This window comes from Flavobacterium sp. W1B (assembly GCF_047344965.1).
In the GTDB taxonomy this organism is placed as follows: Bacteria; Bacteroidota; Bacteroidia; order Flavobacteriales; family Flavobacteriaceae; genus Flavobacterium.
Window position 1 is genome coordinate 1,413,943 of the sequence record NZ_CP178845.1, and the last position, 23,674, is coordinate 1,437,616.

The following is a 23,674-nucleotide window of genomic DNA, read 5'->3' on the forward strand; positions in this document are numbered from 1 at the left end:
TTAAAAAATAAAACCGACTGCAAAAATAGTGTTTTTTTTAGGAGCACCAACTTTTGTGCTTTTAATGAATAATTCTCCTGCTGTATGTTTCAATCTTTACAGCCTAACCCCGGCTGCAAAGGATTTTTACTTCCATCAGGGCTAAATCAGAACTTTTTGTTTTATAATTGTATAAAAACAACCCTATACTTCAATTTGAAATATAGGGTTGTTGTGGTGTTTGTAACCTAATTTGTTTTTGAATTATACTTTTGCTAATTGCAATTCAATTTGCAAGCGTACCTCGTCGCTTACTAAAAGACCACCTGTTTCCAAGGCAGCATTCCAGTTTAGTCCCCAGTCTTTGCGGTTAATTTTTCCTGAAATGTTCAAGCCGGCTTTAGTGTTTCCCCAAGGATCTTTCATCAATCCGCTAAATTCAACTGGAAATTGTACAGGTTTTGTTACACCTCTTAGACTTAAATCTCCTGCCAAAGTGTAATTATGATCGTCTATCTTAGAAAAAGAAGATGCTTTAAAACTAAGTTTAGGATGATTGTCAGCGTCAAAAAAGTCGGCACTTTTTAGGTGGGTGTCTCTGTCTGCATTATGAGTGTTAACAGAGTTAATGTCTGCCGAAAAATCAATTTTTGCATTTTCGAAGTTTTCATCTTCGGTAGTAATCGTAGCATCATAAGTTCCAAATTTACCTGAAACGTTAGTAAACATCATGTGTTTTACTTTAAAACCAATTTCTGAATGTGTTGGGTCAATTGCCCATTTTGTTGTTGCCATAAGTTTTTTTATTTGTTGTTTTTGTAATAAATTAAAGCTCTCGATGGGCATTTTTGTACCGCGTCAATAGTTCTTTCTGTAGATGAACTTTTAGTTTTAATCCCTGTTTTTTTTGATCCAAAAAATATTAGAATTTTTAATAACTCAGCTGCCTGAGTGAATCTATAATTATAAAACGTCTCTAAATTCTGGTGTTTTGTCAAACACACTTTTAGCAAAAGGGCACAAAGGAAGAATTGAGATTCCTTTTTCTCGGGCAAATTCAACTGCTTTTACAAGCATTTTCTTTCCGAAACCTTTGCCGTTATTTTCGGGGCTTACTTCTGTATGGTCGATTATAATTTTGTATTCACCAGCAAAGACAAAGGTCATTTTAGCTTCGATTTTATCGTCAACCATTATGCAGAAATATCCTTTTTTTTCATTGTATTCTAATTCTAGGATTTCATTCATGATCAAGATTTTTAATTAATAGTGCATCGGTATTTCCATTAATAAGAACTCGGTATCTGAATCCGCTTTAATATCCAAAGTGCTAATATCCCAGATTCCAAAGCCATCACGAGTTTCTAATTCTTGTCCGTTGATAGTTAACTTACCCGAAAGGACAAAAGCATAAACGCCGTTTCCTGCTTTTTTTAAATCGTAGGTTGTTGCAACTCCTTTGTCAAATTTGCCCAAATGAAACCAAGCATCTTGATAGATCCAAACACCTGCATCATCGGCATTTGGTGAAAGGATTTGCTGCAATTTGTTTTTTCTTTCTTCAGGATTTAAGGTGATTTGTTGGTAACGCGGTTGCACGTTTCTTTTATTTGGAAAAACCCAAATTTGCAATAATTTGGTTCTCTGGTCTGCATTTGGATTAAATTCACTGTGTTGAATTCCGGTTCCGGCACTCATCACTTGGACATCGCCATTTTTGATGACTTCTGTATTTCCCATGCTGTCTTTATGCGCTAAATCCCCTTCAAGCGGAATCGTAATGATTTCCATATTGTCATGCGGATGCGTTCCAAAACCCATTCCAGCAGCAACAGTATCGTCGTTCAAAACGCGAAGTGCACCAAATTGGATTCTGTCTGGATTGTACCAACTTGCAAAACTAAAACTGTGGTAAGCATTCAGCCAGCCGTGGTCAGCGTGTCCTCTTGTATCTGCTTTATGTAAAACGGTATTTTTCATGACTTATAAATTTAGTGATTATTATAATACAAATTTACGATCATTGAAAAGAGTTAGCACTTAATGTAGATTAAGAAAAGTAATCAGTATGAAGTATTCAACTGAATAACAGCTGAATACCGAGCATTACAAATTATTTCCTAAGCAACCGACTTTTCATTTTACTAAAGAATTCTGGAGTAACGCCAATATAAGAAGCGATTTGTTTTTGTGGAACTTTCGGGATTAAAGTAGGGTATCTTTTGCAGAATTTTTCAAAACGTTCTTCGGCCGATAGGCTCAAACTATCCATTAATCGTTCTTGGTTTGCCACCAAGGAGTTTTCGGTTAGGATTCTAAAAAAACGTTCGAGTTTCGGGATTTCGGTATAAAGTTGTTCTTGATTTTCTTTTGAAAGTAGGACAACTTCGGCATCTTCTAAAACTTCAATAAAAAGATTGCCGGGTTTTTGGGAAATTAAACTATACATGTCGCCAATCCACCAGCCTTCACAGGCAAAATTTAGCACATGTTCTACAATATTATCATTGATATTGAAGCTTCTCAATATTCCTGAATTTACAAAATAAGAATGTTTGCAAATTTGTCCGGAATTCAATAAAATAGTTTTGGCTTTAAAATGATAGATTTCAATTTTAGACAAAAAAAGTTGTAGCTCTTCTGGGCTAAGCGTTACGTGCTTTGCAATATTTTCAAGAATTTGGGACACTATTTTTGCGGTGTTTTCTTTTCTTCGGGAACTAATTTAAATTGGGTGACTACAAAACGATTGTTTTTTATTTCGCCAACCACTTCGGCTTTTCTTATTTTGGCACAAAAACCGTCATCGGCATGTGCATCACCGTGAGAATCTATAGACGTTCCATCGACAAAATAACTTTTCCCGTCGATACGAACCGCTAAATCACAGCCGTGACCTTCCATTTTAAACTGGCATTGCCCGCAAGCAGCATCTAAAATTTTTGTTTTTGGCTGTTCTTTTTTATCTTGTGCATTTACCAATAGCATTGAAAACAAGAATATTGAAGTAATAATTTTTTTCATTTCTTTTGAAATTTATTACTGACAATATAGTTATTTTTTGTTTTGTTATCCCAAATTTTACATGGAATAATTCTTGAACATATAAATCCACAATAATCTAGAAAGGCGAATATTCAAAGAAGCCATTACAATGATAACGACTCCAATAATGGGAATGATTCTCAAATCGAAGGCTTTATCAAAAAAGAATTGACCTATAACATAAGTGGCTATAGCTTCCGCCACGGTCAAACCGTAACTCACGTACATAGCGCCAAAAAAATAACCTGGCTCTTTCTCAAATTTATAATTGCAATGAGAACAATGGCTATTCATTTTTGGAAAGCCAAATTTCAAAAAGATGTTTTTTTCGTTGAAAACCTTACCCTGAAAGCAATGTGGGCAATCATTGTTCAGGATGTGTGTGATAGCGTTAGACATTTTTATTTTTTTTTCAAAGGTATTTATTATCCATGTTCTGGATGTTTTCTATATTCGCTTATTGTAGCACAAAAAAGACATTTAGTAAAGCCATGAAAAAGTATCCTGTTTATAATATTCAACGGTTTAACTGTAATTCGGTGAATCAAGATTTGTATATAAATACGTTTAAAAATCACTTAATCAATCATAGTTTTGTTGAGGAACCACATCGCCACAATTCCTATGTGTTGGTTTTTTTTACCAAAGGTTCTGGTATACATGAGATCGATTTTGATCGATTTGCAATTCAGCCAGGAAGTGTGTTTTTTTTACAACCGGGACAAATGCACCATTGGGATTTGTCTGATGACATCGAAGGATTTGTTGTTTTTTATTCGCAGGAAATGTACAATCTCTATTTTGGGCAAAAAACCATAGACGAATATCCGTTTTATTATTCGGTGAATACCAGTCCTGAGATTATGTTTGACAGTGCCGAGTCAAAAGCGATTTTGCCTTATTTTAATAGTATGATTGCCGAAATTCAAGGAAACAAACTGTTGAAGCAAGACAAGATTATGAATCTTTTGGATATCATACATATTGAGATTGCCAGAAAATATAGTGAAACCCATATGCATGAAATGCATTCTTATAATGTAAAGATTAAAGATTTTGAAAAGCTTTTGGATAAAAACTTCGTGGAAGAAAAAACGCCTTCTTTTTATGCTTCAAAACTCAATATTACTCTAAAACATTTGAATCGGATATGCAATGAGATCTTAAAAAAGACCACAACCGAAGTGATTACCGATAGAATTATTCTCGAAGCAAAGCGAATGCTGATGGATAAAAACAGAACCGTCAACGAAGTTGCAACTACATTGGGTTATGATGATTATTCCTATTTTACTAGGCTATTCAAAAAACATACTGCAATTACACCAACAGCATTTCGCATTTCTAAAAAGTAATTAAGAGTTTACGGTAATTAATTTAGCCGCATTCTGAGCTCTTTCAACGATCTCTTCGATTGGTGTTTCCAAGCTGTCATTTGTTAATGCAACTCCCATTCTTCTGTATGGTCTTGAGGTTGGTTTGCTAAAGATCCTGAAATCGGTTTTGGGTAAGGCGGCAATTTTTTCTAAACCTGAATAAGTTGGGTTTGTTGAATTTTCAGAGGCTAAAATCACGGCGCTTGCTCCGGCTTTTTCTAGTGTGATTTCAAAAATAGGTAAACTCAAAATAGCACGTAAATGCAATTCAAATTCATTGAAATTTTGGGTTCCCGCCAAAGTTACCATTCCGGTATCGTGTGGGCGAGGTGATAATTCAGAGAAATAAACGCCATCATCGGTCAGGAAAAATTCCACGCCAAAAAGTCCCGCGCCTCCAAGTGCTTCGGTAACTTTTTCGGCCATGTCCTGTGCTTCATATAAATCTTTATCGGAAATTCTTGCTGGTTGCCAGCTTTCCTGATAATCACCGCGTTCTTGTCGGTGGCCAATTGGCGCACAAAATAGGGTAGGATTGTTGTTTTGAACAACAGTTAATAAAGTAATCTCCGAATTGAATGTGACAAAAGCCTCAACGATAACTTCCACGACATCACCGCGTGAACCTTCTACGGCATAACTCCAGGCTTTCTCGATATCGCTCTCTGTTTTTATCGTCGATTGCCCTTTTCCTGAAGACGACATTAAAGGTTTTACAACACATGGCATTCCAACTGCTTCGACTCCTTTTTGCAATTCTTCGGCGGTTGTGGCGTAGCGATAGGCGGCGGTTTTTAAGCCTAATTCTTTGGCGGCTAAATCCCGAATCGCTTTTCTGTTCATCGTGAAGTTTGCGGCTTTCGCCGAAGGAACGACCGTAATTCCTTGTTTTTCGTAATCATAAAAACGTTCGGTACGGATGGCTTCTATTTCGGGAACGATAAAATCGGGTTGGTGTTTTGCCACTATTCGATCCAAGGCATCGCCATCAAGCATGTTGATGACTTCATAGCTATGAGCAACTTGCATGGCGGGCGCATTTTCATAACTATCTACTGCAATTACGGTTTGTCCGATGCGTTGTGCGGCGATTGTGAATTCTTTTCCTAATTCGCCTGATCCGAGAAGAAGTATTTTAGACATTTTTTATAATTTAAAAACCATTAAGAAAATCAGAATAATTAAGGGTTTGTGCTTAATGAAACTTAATTTCTTAATGGTTTATTGTTTTTGCTACTTTAAAATTTTAGAGAAAATTAAAGCTAAAAGATATTTTTATGCTACTGCTTCTTTAATTCGGCGTAAAGCTTCTTTTAATATATCTTCGCTTGTTGCGTAAGAGAAACGGATGCAGTTTGCATTACCAAATGCTTCCCCTGTTACGGTTGCTACATTAGCTTCGCCTAAAAGATACATTGAGAAATCATTGGCATCTTTGATTAAATTTCCTTTTAATGTTTTTCCGAAGAAAGAAGAAACGTCTGGGAATACATAGAAAGCACCTTCTGGAACGTTGATTTTCATTCCTGGAATTTCTTTGATTAAACCTACAACTAGATCTCTACGACTGTGGAAAGCTTGAACCATTTCGTGTAATACGGATGGATCAGCATCTACTGCAGTAATTGTAGCGCGTTGTGCGATGCTGTTGGCGCCACTGGTTACTTGACCTTGAATTTTGGTACACGCTTTTGCGATGAATTCCGGAGCTCCAATATAACCGATTCTCCATCCTGTCATAGCGAATGCTTTTGCTACTCCGTTTACGGTGATTGTTCTTTCTAACATGCCCGGGATGGATGCAATGCTGCAAAAAGTTCCAGAGAAATTAATGTGTTCGTATATTTCGTCGGCAACAACATAAACGTTTGGATATTTTTCCAATACTTTAGCCAATGCCGTTAATTCTTCTCTGCTGTATACAGAACCACTTGGGTTACAAGGTGAGCTGAACCACATCATTTTTGTTTTTGGTGTGATTGCTGCTTCTAATTGTTCTGGTGTGATTTTGAAATCAGTTTCTACAGAAGTAGGAACTTCTACAGGAACTCCGCCTGATAGTTTCACGATTTCGAAATAAGATACCCAGTAAGGAGCTGGTAAAATTACTTCGTCACCGTCGTTTAGCATTACTTGTGCAATGTTGTACAACGACTGTTTTGCACCGGTTGAAACTACAATTTGTGATGGTTTGTAATCTAAATCGTTGTCTCTTTTGAATTTTCGGCAAATCGCTTCTTTCAATTCTACATAACCATCAACAGGTGAATAGGTACTGTAATTTTCGTCAATTGCTTTTTTTGCCGCTTCTTTAATGAAATCTGGGGTGTTAAAGTCAGGCTCGCCTAAACTTAAACTGATAATGTCTTTTCCTTGTGCTTTTAATTCTCTGGCCAAAGCTGCCATTGCTAATGTTTGTGAGGTAGCCAGGTTGTTGATTCTGTCTGAAAGTGGATTCATTGTAAATAGGTTGTAGTTAAATATTTTTAGATACGTTTTTAGTTCTCTTGTTAGTTAAGTTCCGGTTTCATTCCTAAATCTTTTAGATGCTTGAAGTGAGCAATAATAGCACTTCGCATCGTTTTGTATTCGTAATAAGGCAGGTTGCATTCTTGGGCCGTTTCGCGAACAATTTTTGCAATGTTGCCATAATGAATGTGGCTGATGTTTGGGAAAATATGATGCTCTATTTGGTGATTTAAACCGCCGGTGTACCAGTTTACGATTTTGTTTTTTGGAGCAAAATTTGTCGTGGTGAACAATTGATGAATCGCCCAAGTATTATCCATTTCGCCTAATTCATTCGGAGATGGATTAGTGGTTTCTTCGACAACATGCGCCAATTGGAATACGATGCTTAAAATTAATCCAGCTGTATAATGCATGACAAAGAAACCGATAAGTACTTTCCACCAAGTGATTCCAATTACGATTGGTAAAACAATCCAGATAGAAACATAAATCATTTTTGTGATGATTAAAGTGGTCCAAAGAATTTTTGGGCTTTTGGCTTCTCCATAAGATAATTTTCTTTTGAGGTAACTTCTCATTTGCTTAAAATCGGTAGTGATAGCCCAATTGAAAGTAAGCAAGCCGTATAAAAATACAGAGTAATATTGTTGGAAACGGTGAAAGCTATGCCATTTTGCGCTTTTCGTAAAACGAATTATTCTTCCGGCATCCAAATCTTCGTCATGACCGGGAATATTGGTGTAAGTATGGTGCAATACATTGTGTTGCACCTGCCAGTTGTATACGTTTCCGGCCAATACATAAATGGTTCCTCCCATGATTTTATTAATCCAGCTTTTGTTGGAGTATGATCCGTGGTTACCATCGTGCATGACATTCATCCCAATTCCAGCCATTCCAATTCCCATGACAATGGCCAAAAGCAGGTGTGCCCAAAACGGCATGCCAAGAGTTAGAATAAGAAAATAAGGAACCAGAAAAACTGTAAATAAGATGACAGCTTTGAGGTGAAGTTTCCAGTTACCCGTTTTTTGGATATTGTTTTCTTTGAAGTAGCTGTTAACTCGCGTGTTAAGCGTTCTAAAAAATTTTAATGGGTCTTGCTTAGCAAAAGTAGGAGCGTTATTATTCATATGAAAAGTAAATAGTTTTCAAAGATAATTATTATAAATTTTCAATTTGCAAAATTGAGTTAAATATTTCAAAGCTAAAAAGAGTACTTTTGTTAAAAAAATTGAATAATGGACGAGATTCTTAAGTATTTTCCTGATTTGACTGATGTTCAAAAAGAACAATTCGCAAAATTGGATTTCCTTTACCACGATTGGAACGAAAAAATAAACGTTATTTCCAGAAAAGATATAGATGCTCTGTATACCAAACATGTTTTGCATTCTTTGGGAATTGCAAAAATCATGAAATTTGAACCCGGAACCTATGTTTTGGACGTTGGGACAGGTGGTGGTTTTCCTGGGATTCCATTGGCAATTCTTTTTCCTGAAACACGATTTTTCCTGATTGACGTCATAGCCAAAAAAATAAAAGTAGTTCAAGGTGTAGTAGATGCTTTGGAGTTGAAAAACGTAAAAGCGGAGCAATTGCGTGCCGAAAACGTAAAAGGCGATTTCGATTTTATCGTGAGTCGTGCCGTGACCAATATGCCTGATTTTGTTTCTTGGATAAAAAATAAAATTAAAAAGAATAACAAACACGAACTCAAAAACGGGATTCTGTATTTAAAAGGCGGTGATTTAACCGAGGAATTAAAAGACTTCCCAAAAGCAATGCAATACGATTTAGCCGATTTTTTTGAAGATGAATTTTTTGAAACTAAAAAAGTCGTGCATTTACCGTTGAAATTTACGAGTTAAAGAAATAATATGATTTTTAGTTTAAAAAATAAACCCACAAGAATTCAAAAATTTGAATCTTGTGGGTTTTTAAATATTTAAAATGTGATTGCTTTGTTTTTCGCAATGACTATTCTCCTAAGAAAGGGTATCTGTAATCTTCTGGAGTTACGAAAGTTTCTTTGATGGTTCTTGCTGAAGCCCAACGCAATAAATTTTGCATAGAACCTGCTTTGTCATTAGTTCCTGATCCTCTTGCTCCACCAAATGGTTGCATTCCTACAACGGCTCCAGTTGGTTTGTCATTGATGTAGAAGTTACCTGCAGCATTTTGTAGTTTTACTGTAGCTTCTTCGATAGCGTAACGGTCTTGACTGAAAACGGCTCCAGTTAAAGCGTAATCAGAAGTAGTGTCTACTAACTCTAAAGTCTCTGCCCATTTTGCATCTTCATAAACATAAATAGTTACTACAGGTCCGAATAATTCGGTTTCCATTGTAGTGTATTTAGGGTTTGTTGTCAAAATAACCGTTGGTTCAATGAAATATCCTTTTGATTTATCATAATTTCCACCAATAATTACTTCAGCATCTGTATCTTTTTTAGCTTGCTCGATAAAACGTGCTAATTTGTCGAATGATCCCTCAGAAATAACAGCAGTGATGAAGTTACTCATGTCTTCCGGAGAACCCATTTTCATAGATTTTAAATCAGCTTCTAATTGTTCTTTGATAGCTGGCCACAAACTTTGAGGAATATATACACGTGAAGCAGCACTACATTTTTGTCCTTGGTACTCAAAAGCACCACGAGAAATTCCAGTAGTAACTTGTTTTGGATTAGCTGATGGATGTGCGATAATGAAATCTTTTCCGCCTGTTTCTCCTACAATTCTTGGATACGTTTTGTATTTGCTGATGTTTGTACCAATTTTTGCCCAAATATCATTGAAAACTCCTGTTGAACCTGTGAAGTGAACTCCCGCGAAATCTGGACTTGCTAATAATGTTTCGGTTATCATTCCTGAATCTCCCGTTATCATGTTGATTACACCGTTAGGTAATCCTGCTTCTTTAAAGATTTGCATCAATAAATTTGCTGAATATACTTGAGTTGCAGCTGGTTTCCAAACCACAACGTTACCCATTAAGGCAACACAAGAAGGTAAGTTTCCTGCAATTGCGGTAAAGTTAAAAGGTGTAATTGCGTATACAAAACCTTCTAATGGCCTGTATTCAACGCGATTCCACATGTCTGAATTAGACTTTGGTTGCTCGTTGTAAATTTGCGTCATGTACTCTACGTTGAAACGTAAAAAGTCGATAAGTTCACATGATGCATCGATTTCGGCTTGGTAAATAGTTTTTGATTGAGCAATCATTGTTGCAGCGTTAATTCTCGCTCTGTATGGCCCAGCAATCAATTCGGCTGCTTTTAAGAAAATAGCGGCGCGTTGTTCCCATGCCATTTTTGACCATGAAGTTCTAGCTTCAAGTGCAGTTGAAATGGCTTTCTCAATATGTGATTTTTCAGCTTGGTGGTAAGTTCCTACGATATGTTTGTGATCGTGAGGTGCTGACATTGTTTTAGTATCTCCGGTTCTAATTTCTTCGCTTCCAATATAAAGTGGGACGTCAATTTTAGAATTCCACATTTCTGCATAGGCTGCAAGAACAGCTGCTCTTTCTGGTGAGTTGGGTGCGTAGCTTTTTACGGGTTCGTTTACTGCTTTTGGTACATGAAAAAATCCTTTTAGCATGATGTTGTAATTTGTTAATCTGTTTGAATACAGATAAGATTAGACATTTGAAAAATAAATTACGCTAATTGTTGCGAATAATTTACTGCCCAACAAAAGTACAAAGGATAAATTAAAAAATAGTATAAATAAAAGATAAGAAAATCAAAATTATTCAATAGCGAAAGATTAATTCAGAGCAAATGGAGCGCATAATCTAAAAGTGGGTACAAAAACTTTGAAATTTTTTGTGCTTGTAAAATTAATCATATTAAAATAGCCTTTCATAGATCCGAAAGGAGATGATAATAAGCAACCAGAGCTATAGGTGTGTTGTTCGCCTGGTTTTAAAACGGGTTTTTTTCCAATAACGCCTTCTCCATCAACAATTTCGATGTCGTTTAGAGAGTCTAAAATTTCCCAATGACGTGATATGAGTTGAACAGAATCCTTACTGTGGTTTTCGATTGTGATTTCATAACTAAAGGCAAAGTGAATCTTATAGTTCTTGAAGTAAGTCCCTTCAAAACTAGTCAATACTGATATTTTTATGCCTCTTGTTATTTGAGTAACCATATTAAGTACAGTAAATGGGTTAGTTACAGAAACAAAAGTACAAAATTTTTGGTTTGGTTTTGTTGTTTTCGCGGATGTTTTTTTAGTTGATGATATTTGTCGAATTAGCCGTGCCTTTTCCGACCACTTTATCGTATCGATCTGTGTTTTCTCGGTAATAGACCAAGACGGAATAGTCATTTTCTGTTTGGTAAAAATTTCCATCTATAGCATTTTCGCGGTCAATTTTTTTATTGTCATCAGCTATGGTATATTCAAAATTTGTAAATCCTTGTTTTATCAAAACAGCTTTTTCGTAAATTCCTTTTTTTGAATTGTAATCCATTTTGTATTCTGGGGTCAGGCTGTAATTGTTGAACATACCAGTAACATAGATTCCTTTGTTGAGTCTGTAAGTAGGTGCAGAAAGACTAAAATAGACCCAAGCATAATCAGCTTCAATTTCATCGTTTGTTGAATTTAAATTGCGTACCACAAAGTTTCCATTGATGTCTTGGATTATAGAATAAGGAAAATTTGTTCTGGCATTATTGGTGTACAAATAGGAATTGTAAATGTCAGTATTAGCATCTATATGTGCTACATTATTGGTTGCGGCTCTTATGTCTTTGTTCTCAAAATACAAAAATTCATTTCCTGCCCAAAATTGTGTTTCGGAATCGTATTTGTAAATTAAATCATTGCCAATTGTGTATTGCGGTTTGATGTTTTTAATAGCACTATTGAATTTTCCGTTTTGAAGCAATACTACTTTGACATTTTTTAAAGGGTTTTGGAAAGTGATCAGCTTTGATTTTATTGTAAATTCTAAGTTTTGTTTAGATTCTAAATTGCTGATGGTTCTGGCTCTTTTTACCTGAATGGGAACCGTTACCAAATCTTCGTAAAGGATGAATTTTCTTGAAAAAACAACTTCTTTGTCGCTGTTTAAAACTTTGAGTATGTAATTTCCACTAATAAGTAATTGCTGTGTATACTGATTAGGAATAGCTAGTTTGTAGTGGGAATAAATTTGTAAGGTGTTAAAAGAATTGGAGTAATCTTGAATTCTTTGATTGTCAAAACCTTCTAGGTATTCATTTTTAGGTATGCTTGATGAAATCCAGTTGTAATCACAATGAACAATTTCGTAAAAGTAATCAGCCTCATTTCCAAACAAATCATCAAATTGCAATTGAAATCCGCTTCCTAATGGGAATATTGGAATTGCATTTTGATTGTTTTGAATAAAAGAAATGGTTTTGATGTTATATGGAGGTGTTACTTCATTCTCAGTTTGCGCTAAAGAATAATGAAACGAATGTAGAATCAGAATAAAGAAGAATATTTTGTGAAATGTTTTTGTCATTTTTTCAGAACTAAAAAATTACATATTAAGTAAAGATAGTAATTCGAGCTTATTTTTATTGAATTGTTTTTTTTACTTGTTAAAGGCTATAATTTAATTCGTACGTAATTTCTGTTAAATATTTCGTAACGACTTGTAAATATTCGGGTTATATATTTAGCTTTATCTAAAAATAAAACTGAAATTTATGAAACACCTTAGTAAATTAGCTTTAGGGCTATTTTTATTTCCAGTAGTAATTTTTGCACAGGAAATAGATTATTCAAAAACGATCCCATTTGATTCTAGCGTGAAAACCGGGAAACTGGCAAATGGATTGACGTATTACATCAAGAAAAATGCCAAACCCGAGAACAAAGTTGATCTGAGATTAGTTGTCAATGCGGGTTCAATTCTTGAGAATGATGATCAACAAGGATTGGCTCACTTTATGGAGCATATGAATTTTAATGGAACCAAACGTTTTCCTAAAAACAAGTTGGTGGATTATTTACAAAGCATTGGTGTGAAATTTGGGCAGCATTTAAACGCTTACACCAGTTTTGATGAAACGGTTTATTTTCTTCCAATTCCTTCTGATAGCCCAGAAAAGCTCGAGAATGGATTTAATATTATTGAAGATTGGGCTTTTAATGCTAATCTTACTCCGGAAGAAGTTAATAAAGAAAGAGGAGTTGTTTTAGAAGAATACCGAATAGGGCTTGGAGGTCAAAAAAGAATGATGGGCCGTTATTTGCCAAAAATGATGTATAAATCGCATTATGCTAATCGTTTGCCAATTGGTAAAAAAGAAATCTTGGAAAATTTCAAACACGACAAAATCGTAAGTTTTTATAAAGAATGGTATCGCCCTGATTTAATGAGTGTAATAGTAGTTGGAGATATTGATGTTGCTCAAATGGAGCAAAAGGTTATTGACCATTTTTCGAAGTATCAAAATCCAAAATCCAAAAAACCACGGAAAGTTTTTGAGGTACCCAACCACGCCGCAACATTTGTAGCCATTGAAAGCGATAAAGAAGCAACAAGTGCACAAGTGCAATTGGTTTATAAAGATCACGGACTTCCAAAACCAATAGTGACCGTTGGAGATTTTAAAAATGAGTTAGTTGAGGGATTGTTCACAACGATGCTAAATAATAGGCTAATGGAGTTGTCAAATTCTGCTACGCCACCTTTTACTTATGGGTATTCATATCATGGAAAGACATGGGCTAGAAACAAAAAAGCCTATCAGTCTATAGCCATGTCGCAAGAAGATAAACAATTGAGTGCTTTGAAGGTGTTGGTTACTGAGAATGAAAGAGCCAGAAAATATGGATTTACGCAGGGAGAATTAGACCGATCTAAAGCGGAGTTTTTAGCTTCTATTGAAAAAATGTATAATGACAGAAATAAAACAGAATCCGAAAGATTTGTGGCAGAATACCAATCCCATTTCTTAGAAAAGGAGCCAAGTCCAGGAATTGAATGGACATTTAGTACCATGAAGCAAATTTTGCCTAAAATAGAATTGAAGGATGTTAATAGTCTTATTAAAGAATTTATTAAAGAGGACAACCGAGTTGTGATTTTAACGGGACCTGAAAAAGAAAATCTGAAAAAGCCAACAGAGCAAGAAGTGTTGAATACATTGAAAGTCAATGTGGAGGAGATTAAGCCATATGAAGATGTTGCTGTGGCTAAAAGTCTTTTAAGAAAAGAAGTTGTTTCAGGAAGCATTGTAAAACGGGAAAGCGATGATAAAATTGGGACAAAAACCCTATTTTTATCAAATGGAGCGAAGGTGACTTATAAGAATACGGATTTTAAAAATGATGAAATTCTTTTTGAAGCAGTAAGTTTGGGAGGGAGCAATTTGTATTCTAATGAAGAATTGAAAAAGGTTCAGTTTGCTAATGGCGCTTTGACCGAAGCAGGTTTTTCAGGGTTGAAATTGAATGATGTCAATAAGTTCATGACCGGAAAAATAGCGAAAGTGAATCCATATATTGGTACTACAACAGAAGGTTTAAGAGGAAGTACTACACCTAAGGATTTAGAATATTTATTTCAAATGACTCATGCTTATTTTACTGATTTGAATTTGGATCCAACCGCTTTTGAAGGTTATAAGCAAAAAATGTCTGCTTTTTTCAAAAATATGTCATCACAACCAGGATTTTTTTTCCAACAAGAATTTAATAGTTATTTGAACAAGGAGAATCCTAGATTTAACGGATTGATTCCAACAGATAAAACCTGGGCTGAAACCGACTACACCTTGGCCTACAACAAATACAAAGAGCGTTTTGCTAATGCTGGAGATTTTGAATTCTATTTTGTGGGTAATGTAGACGATAAAACAATAGAAGATTATGCTACTAAGTATATAGCCTCTTTGCCTTCTTCGGATAAGAAGGAAAAAGCGACTGATTTAGGTTATAGAATGCTTAAAGGAGATTTGAAAAAAGTGGTGAACAAAGGAGCAGATCCTAAAAGTACCGTGACTATTATGTATTATGGCGATGCTGTTTATTCTTCAAAAGAAGCGTCAGCGATGGAGGCGTTAGGGGAAGTTTTGACTATCAAATTAATTGAAGAGTTAAGGGAAAACGAAAGCGGGGTTTACGGAATCAGTGCTAGAGGAAGTATGAATAAAGTGCCAAACGGTGCTTATAGTTTTTCTATTGGATTTCCTTGTGGACCAGAAAATGCGGAAAAATTAACTGCTTCTGCTCTGAAAGAATTGCAGAAAATTATTGACAACGGGCCGGAAGCTAAAGATGTCGATAAATTCAAAGAGGCGGAATTGCTTGATAACAAAAAAAGTGTCAAGGAAAATAAATTTTGGCTTTCTAATTTTACCAAATCATACATAAACGGAAGTAACCCTGACGAGGTTCTTCAAAACGAGGAAAAAATAAAGGCTATCACAGCAAAAGACATTCAAAATGTGGCGAAAAAATATCTTACCAAAGATAAAGTTATCGGAATGTTGATGCCGGAAAAAACTAAGTAATTTATTTTTTTAAGTTAGAAAGCCCGCTAAACTTTGGTTTAGCGGGCTTTTGTATTATTGGTACAAATTTTTGTCTATTTAAAACAAACAGGGATAATTTCTCCTTTTGCCAAACAATATTTCTCAACTAGTTCTGGTGAGATTTTGTTTGTATAATCTTCTTCAATTACTTTGAAGCCAATGCTTCTTAATTTATCAAAATAATCGCGTCCATAAATACGAACATGATCGTATTGCCCAAATATTTTAGCGCGCTCTTTTTGATCAGTAATCGAATCATCGGCAAAAGTTGTCGCTCTTGATAAATCTTGTGGAATTTGTAAAACGGCCATTCCGCCAGGTTTTAAAACTCTGAATAATTCCTGCATTGCTTTGGTATCATCCGGGATGTGCTCTAAAACGTGATTGCACAAAATAACATCATATTGATTGTCCTTAAAAGGTAAATCACAAATATCAGCTTTTACATCTGCCAAAGGAGAAAACAAATCAGTTGTGGTATAATCCAGGTTTTTCTGTTTTCTGAATAATTTATAGAAAGCCTGTTCGGGCGCAAAATGCAATACTTTCTTTTTTTCTTTCGAACTAAAAAAGTCGGTTTCCTTGTTCAAATACAGCCAAAGCAATCGGTGTCTTTCTAGTGAAAGTGTACTTGGTGAAAGTACATTGTTGCGTTGTGTTTCGTATCCATAAGGCAACATCGATTTAAAACTTTTTCCATCAATAGGATCTGTGTATTTATTTCCTTTTAATGAAAAAGCGATAATAGGACGCGCTACATAACTTAAACGAATAAGTAATGGGCGAGGGATGGTATTGAGTACGAGTTTGAAAAGTTTTTTCATTACAGGACTAAAGGTATTTTTCTAAATTCATCCTCCTCATTACTAACAATTCCCAAAGCTTTATATATGTAGGCAAAAGTAGATAGTATTTCCGGTTTTCCGTCAATAATAGCTACGTCATGCTCAAAATGGGCAGATGGTTTTCCGTCTGCAGTTGTAATTGTCCAGCCGTCTTTATGTTGTTTGATATTACGCGTGCCTAGATTAATCATCGGTTCAATGGCAACTACCATTCCTTCGATAAAAAGTTTTCCGCGACCGCGTTTTCCGTAATTAGGCATTTCAGGGTCTTCGTGCATTTTTTGGCCAACTCCGTGTCCTACTAATTCGCGAACTACGCCATAACCATGTGATTCTGTATATTTCTGAATGGCATTACCTACATCTTCAACGCGATTTCCAAGTTTGAATTCTCGGATACCAACGTATAGGGATTCTTTGGTTACCTGCAATAATTTTTTTACTTCAGGAGCTACTTCTCCAATTTCAAAACTGTAGGCATGATCTCCATGATATCCATTTTTATAAGCACCACAATCAACAGATATAACATCGCCACTTTCTAATGGTTTGTTGTTTGGGATTCCGTGTACTACTTGCGAGTTTGGACTCATGCAAAGTGAATTTGGAAATCCGTATAAGCCAAGGAAACTTGGTTCGGCACCATGGTCACGAATGAATTCTTCTGCTAATTTGTCAAGGTATAAAGTAGTTACTCCTTCTTTGATTTCAGAAGCAATCATCCCTAATGTTTTTGATACGATCAATGCACTTTCGCGCATTAATTCTATTTCTTCATGTGATTTTACTATAATCATATTTCTTGTTTTTCAGTTTGCAAAAGTACGATTTTATAATTTCTTATAAAATCAAATAAATCATAATTAAAAAAGCTGTCCCAATTGGAACAGCTTTAGTTGCGAATTATTTAAATTTTAATTCAATCGCTATTTTATAACAAAGAATGGCAGCTCATTACCTCTGGTTTTTCGACTCCCATAAGCTCTAAAATTGTTGGAGCAATATCTCCCAAAACACCATTCTGAATTGCTTTCAAATCTTTGTCTACCAAAATAATTGGAACAGGATTTGTTGTGTGAGCTGTGTTTGGACTTCCGTCAGGATTAATCATTGTTTCACAGTTTCCGTGATCGGCAATAACTATTGTAGTGTAACCATGGGCTAGGGCAGCGGTGATTACTTTCTCGGCACATTTATCTACGGCTTCACAGGCTTTGATTGCTGCGCTCATGATTCCGGTATGTCCTACCATGTCTCCATTGGCAAAATTAAGGCATACAAAATCTACTTCTCCTTTTTCAAGTTCTGGAACTAGTGCATCTGCTAGTTCATAAGCACTCATTTCCGGTTGTAAATCGTAAGTGGCAACTTTAGGAGAGTTTTTTAAGATGCGGCTCTCACCAATGAAAGGTTCTTCTCTTCCTCCTGAAAAAAAGAAAGTTACGTGAGGATATTTCTCTGTTTCGGCAATTCGTATTTGTTTTTTATTAGCTTTTTCTAAAACCTCACCTAATGTTTCGGTGATGTTGTCTTTGTTGTAAACTACTTTTACATTCTTATAAGTTTCGTCATAATTAGTAAGAGTAACATAATATAAGTTCAATTTGTGCATGTTTTGCTCATGACAATCCATTTGACTCAATACTTCTGTCAATTCTCTTCCTCTGTCGGTTCTGAAATTAAAGAAAATAATAACATCATCGTCTTGAATAGTTGCCAGCGGTTTGCCATTTTCATCTACCATAACAATAGGATGAATAAACTCATCTGTAACATCTTTTTTGTAGCTTTCTTCTATCGATAAATCGAGATTTTTCGAATGAGTTCCGGTCCCGTTTACTAACAAATCATAGGCAAGTTTTACTCTTTCCCAGCGTTTGTCACGATCCATAGCATAGTATCTTCCAATTACCGAAGCAATTTTCACCGAAGTGTTTGCGATATAATTTTCCAGATCCTGAATGTATTTCTTCCCGGATTTAGGATCAACATCTCTACCATCAGTAAAAGCGTGTACAAAAACATCTTTCAATCCATAATCTTGTGTTGCGTCAATCAAACCTCTTAGGTGAGAGGTGTGAGAGTGAACGCCTCCATCAGAAACCAGTCCTAGAAAGTGTACTTTTTTATTGTTATCCTTTGCGTATTGAAAAGCATCTTTAAGTACTTGCTCTTTTGCCAAAGTTTTATTAGCTACCGCTAGATTTATCTTTGCTAAATCCTGATATACGATTCGGCCCGCACCAAGATTCATGTGACCTACTTCACTATTTCCCATTTGGCCCTCAGGCAAACCTACGTTTAAGCCGTCAGTTCTAAGTTGAGCACTTGGGTAATTTTTGTAAAGGCTATTTATAAATGGAATATTGGCATTATCAATTGCAGAAACTTTAGGGTCAGGAGATTTTCCCCAACCATCTAAAATCATTAGAATTACTTTCTTGTTCATTTTAATTAATTTTATACAAAGATAAAGTATTTCTAAAATCTTCTTTGCGAACGAAACCACAATTATGCATTTGCAAGCTAAGCGAGTTGAAAAATCATAAATGCATTTTCTATCGGAGTTTTTTTTAAATTAATTATATCTTCTTTATTTATTTGAAGCAAATAGAATGTCTTTTCCTTATTTGTAAAGAAAGATTTAATGAGTAGTTATTGTCGCTTAAACTTCTTTATAAGCGAGTGCCGGAAATTAAAACTTGTTTTTTACGGAATTGTAATCAATAAAATAGCGGAGACTTATCGAAAAGATATTAGTCATGTTGCTGTTGAAAACATTTTTCAGATTGGTGTTTAAGTTTTTTTCGACATCGCGAGTGCTTTCTTGTGCATAGTTGCGGTACAAAATCGATAATTCGCTGCCGGGAGCAAACCACCAAGAGTAAGATAAATCAAAATTCCATGAATTGAAATTTCTGTTTTTATTTAAAGAGTAGTCGTCGTTTTGAACTAAATAACCATTGTTTTGTAGGGTAAGGAATTTTTGATTCTCAGAATAAGACCAATAATAACGGGCTGTTAGGTTTAATGTCATTTTGTTGCTTAGGGCATATTTTCCGGTAAAATCATGCTGTGCAATTTCTCTGTTGCGTTGGGCAAAAATGATGTCGGTATCCGTGAAAGCGACCCATCCGCGGTCATTTTTTTTATGGGTGTAATCTAAAGTATATTCTAATGAAAGTTTATCATTGAATCGGTATTTTGGTCTAACAGCAACTCCATAAGTAATTCTCCCATCCTCGTCAAACTTGGCTCCAGATAGCGTAGCATCAATGGTTAGCGGATGGTTTCTGTCGGATTCGATTCCTAAATAAGAAGATACACTTTTGGGAATGTGAACATAACTACCATAATTGCGTGGTTCATAAAAATCAAACTTTTCAAGCGGATTTGCAATTAATGCAAATTCTATATAGTGATTGTTTATTGTGCTTGCTTTTATTAGCGTTTTGTACCAGGCTTCTTGTATTTTTCCGGTAGTGTTTTGAGATTCAAAATTCAATTCTTGCTCTATTCTGAATTTGTTAAACAGAGTAGTGGGGTTTAATATTCGATAACTTACATTGGCGGAAGCGCCATGGTAATTGTTGTAAAAAATGATTCCTAAATCATTAATGTCGTAATTTTTAGAAAGGTATTTTCCGGTAAAAAGGTAACGATATCTTCCGCTTGTTTTTGCAAAATTTAATCCGGCTTTAAAGCCATTATAGTCCTCAATATCATTGATGCTACTGTATTTGAAATCTCCGTATAGGTTGTAGGAATTAGCTTTGGTGCTTAAATCAAATAATAAGGCCGAAACATTTGCGTCTCTAAAACTGCCATTTCGGGTTGTGTTTGTGTTGACAAAAGAGACAGAGGAATTTTGTCTGAAACGTTGGTCGAAAACCAAAACATTATAATTAGTCAGAGGCTCTACGACTTCTTTGCGGGTCTCATTGGTTTCATTGTTTAAAATAGTCGCATAAGTTTTCTTTGTTACAGCGTTCAGAAAACCAATTCCCAATCCATTCTCGGTTCTACCAGATACTTTTACGGCATTAATTAAATCGACTTTGCTTGGGTAGTTTGTAACTTCTTCATTTGTTACAGTTCCTGGTTCGGTACTTGGTGCGCCTCCAATTCTTCTGGAATAAAATAAATTACCGATACTAAATAAATTAGTGCCTTCGGTAAAAAAAGGTCTGTTTTCTTCTAGTTTTTGTTCAAAAGGCTCTAAATTCAAAATCGCATTATCGAATCTCGTCTGCCCAAAATCTGGAACTAAAATTGCGTCTAATGTAAAGGAGTCATTTATGCCGTATTTAATGTCAAGACCGGCTTTGAATGTTCTATCAGAGGCAAAATCATCTTCTTGGTAATAGGCCGAAGTATAAGGGATGAAAAAAAGACGCGTTGCTGTTTTCATGTTTTCAATGCCTTCAAGAATACCTGCCTGAGCAATTACAGCTCCAATTTTAGTGTCGACATGATTCCAAGTGTATTTTTGAACATCACGTTTTATTTCGCGCATGAAATTTAATCCCCAAATCTGCTTTTGGGTATTCGAAAAACGTAAGGCGGCATATGGGATTTTCATTTCAACAACCCATCCAAAATCGGTTATTGCAACTTTGCTGTCCCAAATAGCGTCCCAAGCAAAGTCTTCATTGTCTTTTGTCGCCAAGCAATCCATTTGAACGCCGGCTGCACTTACGTAAAATCTAAAATCTTGTTGGCCATCATTAAATCCATTTATGAAAACTGAAAAATGATCAGATACGCCAAAAACATCTCGATTGGTTATTTCTTTTTGGATTTTTTGAGGCTCATTGTCGTATAAAATTGCCGAAATATAAATGGCGTCATTATCATAGAGCACTTTTACTTCTGTTTTTTTGTTTTCGCTTATAGCTTTTCCATTATCTGGCTCAAACATGATGAAATCTGTTGCGATTTCGGTATTCGCTTTCCAGTCATCTTCAATTATTTTTCCATCGATGGTTATGTTTTCTGTAATAGATTTCGCTTTTAAGCTCTTTTTTTGGCTAAAAGCTGTAAAATTGAAGAAAATTAAAAAGTATAACGGTAAATAGTAGAATTTTGACATGAATTTAGTGGTATGGTAAGCAAAAATAACATAATTAACACAATAAGCAAATCTTTAACAGTTTTAAACGTGCTATTTTGATTACAAAATCGACTTTTTTGCTTTGGGTTGTTTTTGAAAACACATATTATGTTATAAATTTGGCACCGTTCGAAAAATATATAAAACAATAACAATCAATGATTTATAAAATTTGCCCCGCTTTATTACTAGTGTTTATTTCATTATTTCCAAGTAAGTTTTTCTTTAAAGATACTAAAAGTAGTACTCAAATTGAACTGACTAAATCTAGTTCTGTAAACGAAGAAGAAACAGTTTATAATAAGTTGCATTCTGATCAATATGCTTTGCCAAAATTAGAGAGCTTTACTCAGGCTTTAAAAGGTTTTAATAGATTAAAAGAGGAAGGTGTAATTAGTAAAAACATACTTACGCTGATTGATTTTAGTTTGTCGTCTAATTCCAAAAGGCTTTGGGTGATTGATTTGAATACCAATAAAATTTTGTACAACTCTTTGGTTGCTCACGGAAGAAATACCGGAGAGGAATTCGCTACTAGTTTCTCAAATTCAGCTCAATCTTTCAAAAGTAGTTTAGGATTTTATGCTACGGGAGAAATATACAGCGGAAAACACGGAAAGTCATTAAGACTAGACGGATTGGAAAAAGGGATTAATAATAAGGCCAGAGAAAGAGCTGTTGTAATTCATGGGGCAGACTATGTTTCTGATTCATTTATTAAAAATAATAAAAGATTGGGAAGAAGCCTTGGTTGTCCTGCGATTCCTTTGCAATTGGTTGATGAGATAATACAAACGATTAAAGATAAATCTTGTTTGTTTATTTATTATCCATCAGAAAGTTATAAAGGAGCTTCTGGGCTGATTTCATAATCAGGTTTGGATTCATATTTTCTAAAGGAATCTGTTTTGTTCTCTCTTGTTTAATAAACAGTAGAGAACAAAACAGATTTTTGTTTCATTAGTGTTGTTCTGATAATAGGATATCGAGCCAAATGTGTCTATTGATGTGAGATTTTTTTGACTGAATGGATATTGATGAAAATAAATTAATTTGTAATTGTTTAATTTTAAAAACGTTAAGATTTTTGGTGGTTTTTTATTGAATTTTTATTAAAAAAAGCTTGTTTCAAAGCTAACTTATTTTCTATATTTGCACCACAGTAATGCGAAAGTAGCTCAGTTGGTAGAGCTCCAGCCTTCCAAGCTGGTTGTCGCGAGTTCGAGCCTCGTCTTTCGCTCTAAAACCTCAAACGTATGTTTGAGGTTTTTTGTTTTTAGTTCAATCCATTTTTTATTTTAAATTATTTAAAAAAATAAATAAAAAAAACTTGCGTCGAATTGAATTTAGTTTGTATATTTGCACCCTGTTAATGCGAAAGTAGCTCAGTTGGTAGAGCTCCAGCCTTCCAAGCTGGTTGTCGCGAGTTCGAGCCTCGTCTTTCGCTCTTTTAAAAAAAAACCGTCTTGTTCTACAACAAGACGGTTTTTTTATTTTAGGTAACTAATGTCGGTTCCGCTTTCTATTTCTACTGTAGTTTGGTTTTGTCTAAACAATCGGGCTGATAAATTGCCTTTTAAAAGTGTTTTTTCGCCTTTTACTTCCAGCCAACTGCCTTCTCTTAGTCCTAAAACAGGAATAGTGTTAAATACATGAAATTCTTTTATTCTTGTCTCACGTGTTTCACCCATATGCGTCGATTGTGTGTCAGGATCAAGATAATGTGCATTTATGTTGAAAGGAATTAATCCCAAGGTTTTGAAGCTAGGCGGATAAATAATAGGCATATCATTCGTGGTTTGCATGGTCAATCCGCAAATATTGCTTCCGGCGCTAGTGCCTAGGTAAGGTGTTCCTTTTTTTACCGCGTCGGCAAGAATGGTCATGAGTTCGTTTTTGTACAATTGTGTAACCAATAAAAAAGTGTTTCCACCTCCTGTGAAAATTCCTTGAGCATTTTGGATCGCAGATGGCGCATTCTCAAATTCGTGTATTCCTTTTATGGCTATGTTTATTTTGGCAAAAGCCAAAGTAACTTTTGCTGTATAATCCTCATGCGAAATTCCGCTTGGTCTCGCATATGGAATAAAAAGTATGGTTTTGCAGTCTTTAAAATGGTTTTGTAATTCCGGTAAAATATAGTCTAGATAATCTCCGCCATGAAGAGTAGACGTACTGGCAATAATTATATTTTTCATCTGTATTTGCTTAAAAAATTTGGCTAAAGGTATAAAATCGTATTTTTATGATATTGTGTTTTTGATTTTTAATTAACAAATTTTTATCAAGCCCTTAGTAATTAATTTGGAA

Annotated in this window: 21 protein-coding genes and 2 tRNA genes; 6 read left to right on the plus strand and 17 right to left on the minus strand. The window is 35.1% G+C overall.

Features of this window, described 5'->3' with window-relative positions; genetic code table 11:
• Positions 1–243: 243 nt before the first annotated feature.
• The 6 genes from ACMDB5_RS06210 to ACMDB5_RS06235 all read right to left on the minus strand — a co-directional run bounded on the left by ACMDB5_RS06210 (position 244) and on the right by ACMDB5_RS06235 (position 3,423).
• Positions 244–774, minus strand: a complete 531-nt coding sequence (locus ACMDB5_RS06210) for a YceI family protein (protein ID WP_132108541.1) — start codon at positions 772–774, stop codon at positions 244–246.
• 168 nt (positions 775–942) lie between these two features.
• Positions 943–1,227, minus strand: a complete 285-nt coding sequence (locus ACMDB5_RS06215) for a GNAT family N-acetyltransferase (protein ID WP_414000145.1) — start codon at positions 1,225–1,227, stop codon at positions 943–945.
• Between the two features lie 15 nt (positions 1,228–1,242).
• The gene (locus ACMDB5_RS06220) at positions 1,243–1,959 is read right to left on the minus strand and encodes a pirin family protein (protein WP_414000146.1); all 717 of its coding nucleotides are present in this window, start codon (positions 1,957–1,959) and stop codon (positions 1,243–1,245) included.
• A 133-nt stretch (positions 1,960–2,092) separates the two neighbouring features.
• Positions 2,093–2,668, minus strand: a complete 576-nt coding sequence (locus ACMDB5_RS06225) for a Crp/Fnr family transcriptional regulator (protein WP_414000147.1) — start codon at positions 2,666–2,668, stop codon at positions 2,093–2,095.
• Positions 2,668–3,003, minus strand: coding sequence for a DUF6370 family protein (locus ACMDB5_RS06230; protein WP_414000148.1), 336 nt, complete (start codon positions 3,001–3,003; stop codon positions 2,668–2,670). The genes ACMDB5_RS06225 and ACMDB5_RS06230 overlap by 1 nt, the downstream gene beginning before the upstream one ends.
• 57 nt (positions 3,004–3,060) lie before the next feature.
• Positions 3,061–3,423 carry a DUF983 domain-containing protein gene (locus ACMDB5_RS06235; protein WP_414000149.1) on the minus strand — a complete coding sequence of 121 codons (363 nt, stop codon included), beginning with the start codon at positions 3,421–3,423 and terminating at the stop codon, positions 3,061–3,063.
• Between the two features lie 92 nt (positions 3,424–3,515).
• On the opposite strand from ACMDB5_RS06235, the gene ACMDB5_RS06240 reads away from it, so the two are divergent.
• Positions 3,516–4,379, plus strand: coding sequence for a helix-turn-helix domain-containing protein (locus tag ACMDB5_RS06240; RefSeq protein WP_414000150.1), 864 nt, complete (start codon positions 3,516–3,518; stop codon positions 4,377–4,379).
• Here the strand turns inward: ACMDB5_RS06240 and purT are convergent, their stop codons facing one another.
• The 3 genes from purT to ACMDB5_RS06255 all read right to left on the minus strand — a co-directional run bounded on the left by purT (position 4,380) and on the right by ACMDB5_RS06255 (position 8,005).
• Positions 4,380–5,543 (minus strand): formate-dependent phosphoribosylglycinamide formyltransferase, encoded by a 1,164-nt coding sequence (purT, locus tag ACMDB5_RS06245; RefSeq protein ID WP_414000151.1) that lies wholly within the window; start codon positions 5,541–5,543, stop codon positions 4,380–4,382.
• 132 nt (positions 5,544–5,675) lie between these two features.
• The gene (locus ACMDB5_RS06250) at positions 5,676–6,860 is read right to left on the minus strand and encodes a pyridoxal phosphate-dependent aminotransferase (protein WP_414000152.1); all 1,185 of its coding nucleotides are present in this window, start codon (positions 6,858–6,860) and stop codon (positions 5,676–5,678) included.
• A 50-nt stretch (positions 6,861–6,910) separates the two neighbouring features.
• Positions 6,911–8,005, minus strand: coding sequence for a fatty acid desaturase family protein (locus tag ACMDB5_RS06255; protein WP_414000153.1), 1,095 nt, complete (start codon positions 8,003–8,005; stop codon positions 6,911–6,913).
• Positions 8,006–8,113: 108 nt separating this feature from the next.
• Between ACMDB5_RS06255 and rsmG the strand changes: the two genes are divergently transcribed.
• Positions 8,114–8,743, plus strand: a complete 630-nt coding sequence (gene rsmG / locus ACMDB5_RS06260; protein WP_414000154.1) for a 16S rRNA (guanine(527)-N(7))-methyltransferase RsmG — start codon at positions 8,114–8,116, stop codon at positions 8,741–8,743.
• 109 nt (positions 8,744–8,852) lie between these two features.
• On the opposite strand, the gene pruA is transcribed toward rsmG, so the two are convergent.
• The 3 genes from pruA to ACMDB5_RS06275 form a co-directional block, all read right to left on the minus strand.
• Positions 8,853–10,481, minus strand: coding sequence for an L-glutamate gamma-semialdehyde dehydrogenase (gene pruA / locus ACMDB5_RS06265; RefSeq protein WP_414000155.1), 1,629 nt, complete (start codon positions 10,479–10,481; stop codon positions 8,853–8,855).
• Between the two features lie 168 nt (positions 10,482–10,649).
• Positions 10,650–11,036, minus strand: a complete 387-nt coding sequence (gene apaG, locus ACMDB5_RS06270) for a Co2+/Mg2+ efflux protein ApaG (RefSeq protein WP_414000156.1) — start codon at positions 11,034–11,036, stop codon at positions 10,650–10,652.
• A gap of 82 nt (positions 11,037–11,118) precedes the next feature.
• Entirely contained in the window at positions 11,119–12,384 is a 1,266-nt protein-coding gene (locus ACMDB5_RS06275) for a DUF5103 domain-containing protein (protein ID WP_414000157.1), read from the minus strand.
• Positions 12,385–12,571: 187 nt separating this feature from the next.
• Between ACMDB5_RS06275 and ACMDB5_RS06280 the strand changes: the two genes are divergently transcribed.
• Positions 12,572–15,385, plus strand: a complete 2,814-nt coding sequence (locus ACMDB5_RS06280) for a M16 family metallopeptidase (RefSeq protein WP_414000158.1) — start codon at positions 12,572–12,574, stop codon at positions 15,383–15,385.
• Between the two features lie 74 nt (positions 15,386–15,459).
• Here the strand turns inward: ACMDB5_RS06280 and ACMDB5_RS06285 are convergent, their stop codons facing one another.
• The 4 genes from ACMDB5_RS06285 to ACMDB5_RS06300 all read right to left on the minus strand — a co-directional run bounded on the left by ACMDB5_RS06285 (position 15,460) and on the right by ACMDB5_RS06300 (position 21,343).
• Entirely contained in the window at positions 15,460–16,230 is a 771-nt protein-coding gene (locus ACMDB5_RS06285) for a class I SAM-dependent methyltransferase (RefSeq protein ID WP_414000159.1), read from the minus strand.
• Entirely contained in the window at positions 16,230–17,048 is an 819-nt protein-coding gene (map, locus tag ACMDB5_RS06290) for a type I methionyl aminopeptidase (protein WP_414000160.1), read from the minus strand. Before map ends, ACMDB5_RS06285 begins: the two co-directional genes overlap by 1 nt.
• 134 nt (positions 17,049–17,182) lie before the next feature.
• The gene (gene gpmI, locus ACMDB5_RS06295; RefSeq protein WP_414000161.1) at positions 17,183–18,700 is read right to left on the minus strand and encodes a 2,3-bisphosphoglycerate-independent phosphoglycerate mutase; all 1,518 of its coding nucleotides are present in this window, start codon (positions 18,698–18,700) and stop codon (positions 17,183–17,185) included.
• 246 nt (positions 18,701–18,946) lie between these two features.
• The gene (locus tag ACMDB5_RS06300; RefSeq protein WP_414000162.1) at positions 18,947–21,343 is read right to left on the minus strand and encodes a DUF5916 domain-containing protein; all 2,397 of its coding nucleotides are present in this window, start codon (positions 21,341–21,343) and stop codon (positions 18,947–18,949) included.
• 179 nt (positions 21,344–21,522) lie between these two features.
• Between ACMDB5_RS06300 and ACMDB5_RS06305 the strand changes: the two genes are divergently transcribed.
• From ACMDB5_RS06305 to ACMDB5_RS06315, 3 genes are all read left to right on the plus strand, one after another.
• The gene (locus ACMDB5_RS06305) at positions 21,523–22,236 is read left to right on the plus strand and encodes a murein L,D-transpeptidase catalytic domain family protein (RefSeq protein WP_414000163.1); all 714 of its coding nucleotides are present in this window, start codon (positions 21,523–21,525) and stop codon (positions 22,234–22,236) included.
• Positions 22,237–22,531: 295 nt separating this feature from the next.
• A tRNA-Gly gene (locus ACMDB5_RS06310) sits at positions 22,532–22,604 on the plus strand.
• 134 nt (positions 22,605–22,738) lie between these two features.
• Positions 22,739–22,811, plus strand: a tRNA-Gly gene (locus ACMDB5_RS06315).
• A gap of 43 nt (positions 22,812–22,854) precedes the next feature.
• On the opposite strand, the gene pepE is transcribed toward ACMDB5_RS06315, so the two are convergent.
• The gene (pepE, locus tag ACMDB5_RS06320; protein WP_414000164.1) at positions 22,855–23,562 is read right to left on the minus strand and encodes a dipeptidase PepE; all 708 of its coding nucleotides are present in this window, start codon (positions 23,560–23,562) and stop codon (positions 22,855–22,857) included.
• Positions 23,563–23,674: the final 112 nt, after the last annotated feature.

Bases quoted from the DNA above. Each gene is read 5' to 3' on its own strand.
- ACMDB5_RS06305 (WP_414000163.1), top strand. From the start codon at position 21,523: ATGATTTATAAAATTTGCCCCGCTTTATTACTAGTGTTTATTTCATTA.
- ACMDB5_RS06300 (WP_414000162.1), bottom strand. From the start codon at position 21,343: ATGTCAAAATTCTACTATTTACCGTTATACTTTTTAATTTTCTTCAAT.
- ACMDB5_RS06285 (WP_414000159.1), bottom strand. From the start codon at position 16,230: ATGAAAAAACTTTTCAAACTCGTACTCAATACCATCCCTCGCCCATTA.
- ACMDB5_RS06280 (WP_414000158.1), top strand. From the start codon at position 12,572: ATGAAACACCTTAGTAAATTAGCTTTAGGGCTATTTTTATTTCCAGTA.
- ACMDB5_RS06250 (WP_414000152.1), bottom strand. From the start codon at position 6,860: ATGAATCCACTTTCAGACAGAATCAACAACCTGGCTACCTCACAAACA.
- pruA (WP_414000155.1), bottom strand. From the start codon at position 10,481: ATGCTAAAAGGATTTTTTCATGTACCAAAAGCAGTAAACGAACCCGTA.
- ACMDB5_RS06220 (WP_414000146.1), bottom strand. From the start codon at position 1,959: ATGAAAAATACCGTTTTACATAAAGCAGATACAAGAGGACACGCTGAC.
- map (WP_414000160.1), bottom strand. From the start codon at position 17,048: ATGATTATAGTAAAATCACATGAAGAAATAGAATTAATGCGCGAAAGT.
- ACMDB5_RS06235 (WP_414000149.1), bottom strand. From the start codon at position 3,423: ATGTCTAACGCTATCACACACATCCTGAACAATGATTGCCCACATTGC.
- apaG (WP_414000156.1), bottom strand. From the start codon at position 11,036: ATGGTTACTCAAATAACAAGAGGCATAAAAATATCAGTATTGACTAGT.
- ACMDB5_RS06210 (WP_132108541.1), bottom strand. From the start codon at position 774: ATGGCAACAACAAAATGGGCAATTGACCCAACACATTCAGAAATTGGT.
- ACMDB5_RS06255 (WP_414000153.1), bottom strand. From the start codon at position 8,005: ATGAATAATAACGCTCCTACTTTTGCTAAGCAAGACCCATTAAAATTT.
- rsmG (WP_414000154.1), top strand. From the start codon at position 8,114: ATGGACGAGATTCTTAAGTATTTTCCTGATTTGACTGATGTTCAAAAA.
- ACMDB5_RS06215 (WP_414000145.1), bottom strand. From the start codon at position 1,227: ATGAATGAAATCCTAGAATTAGAATACAATGAAAAAAAAGGATATTTC.
- pepE (WP_414000164.1), bottom strand. From the start codon at position 23,562: ATGAAAAATATAATTATTGCCAGTACGTCTACTCTTCATGGCGGAGAT.
- gpmI (WP_414000161.1), bottom strand. From the start codon at position 18,700: ATGAACAAGAAAGTAATTCTAATGATTTTAGATGGTTGGGGAAAATCT.
- ACMDB5_RS06275 (WP_414000157.1), bottom strand. From the start codon at position 12,384: ATGACAAAAACATTTCACAAAATATTCTTCTTTATTCTGATTCTACAT.
- purT (WP_414000151.1), bottom strand. From the start codon at position 5,543: ATGTCTAAAATACTTCTTCTCGGATCAGGCGAATTAGGAAAAGAATTC.
- ACMDB5_RS06230 (WP_414000148.1), bottom strand. From the start codon at position 3,003: ATGAAAAAAATTATTACTTCAATATTCTTGTTTTCAATGCTATTGGTA.
- ACMDB5_RS06240 (WP_414000150.1), top strand. From the start codon at position 3,516: ATGAAAAAGTATCCTGTTTATAATATTCAACGGTTTAACTGTAATTCG.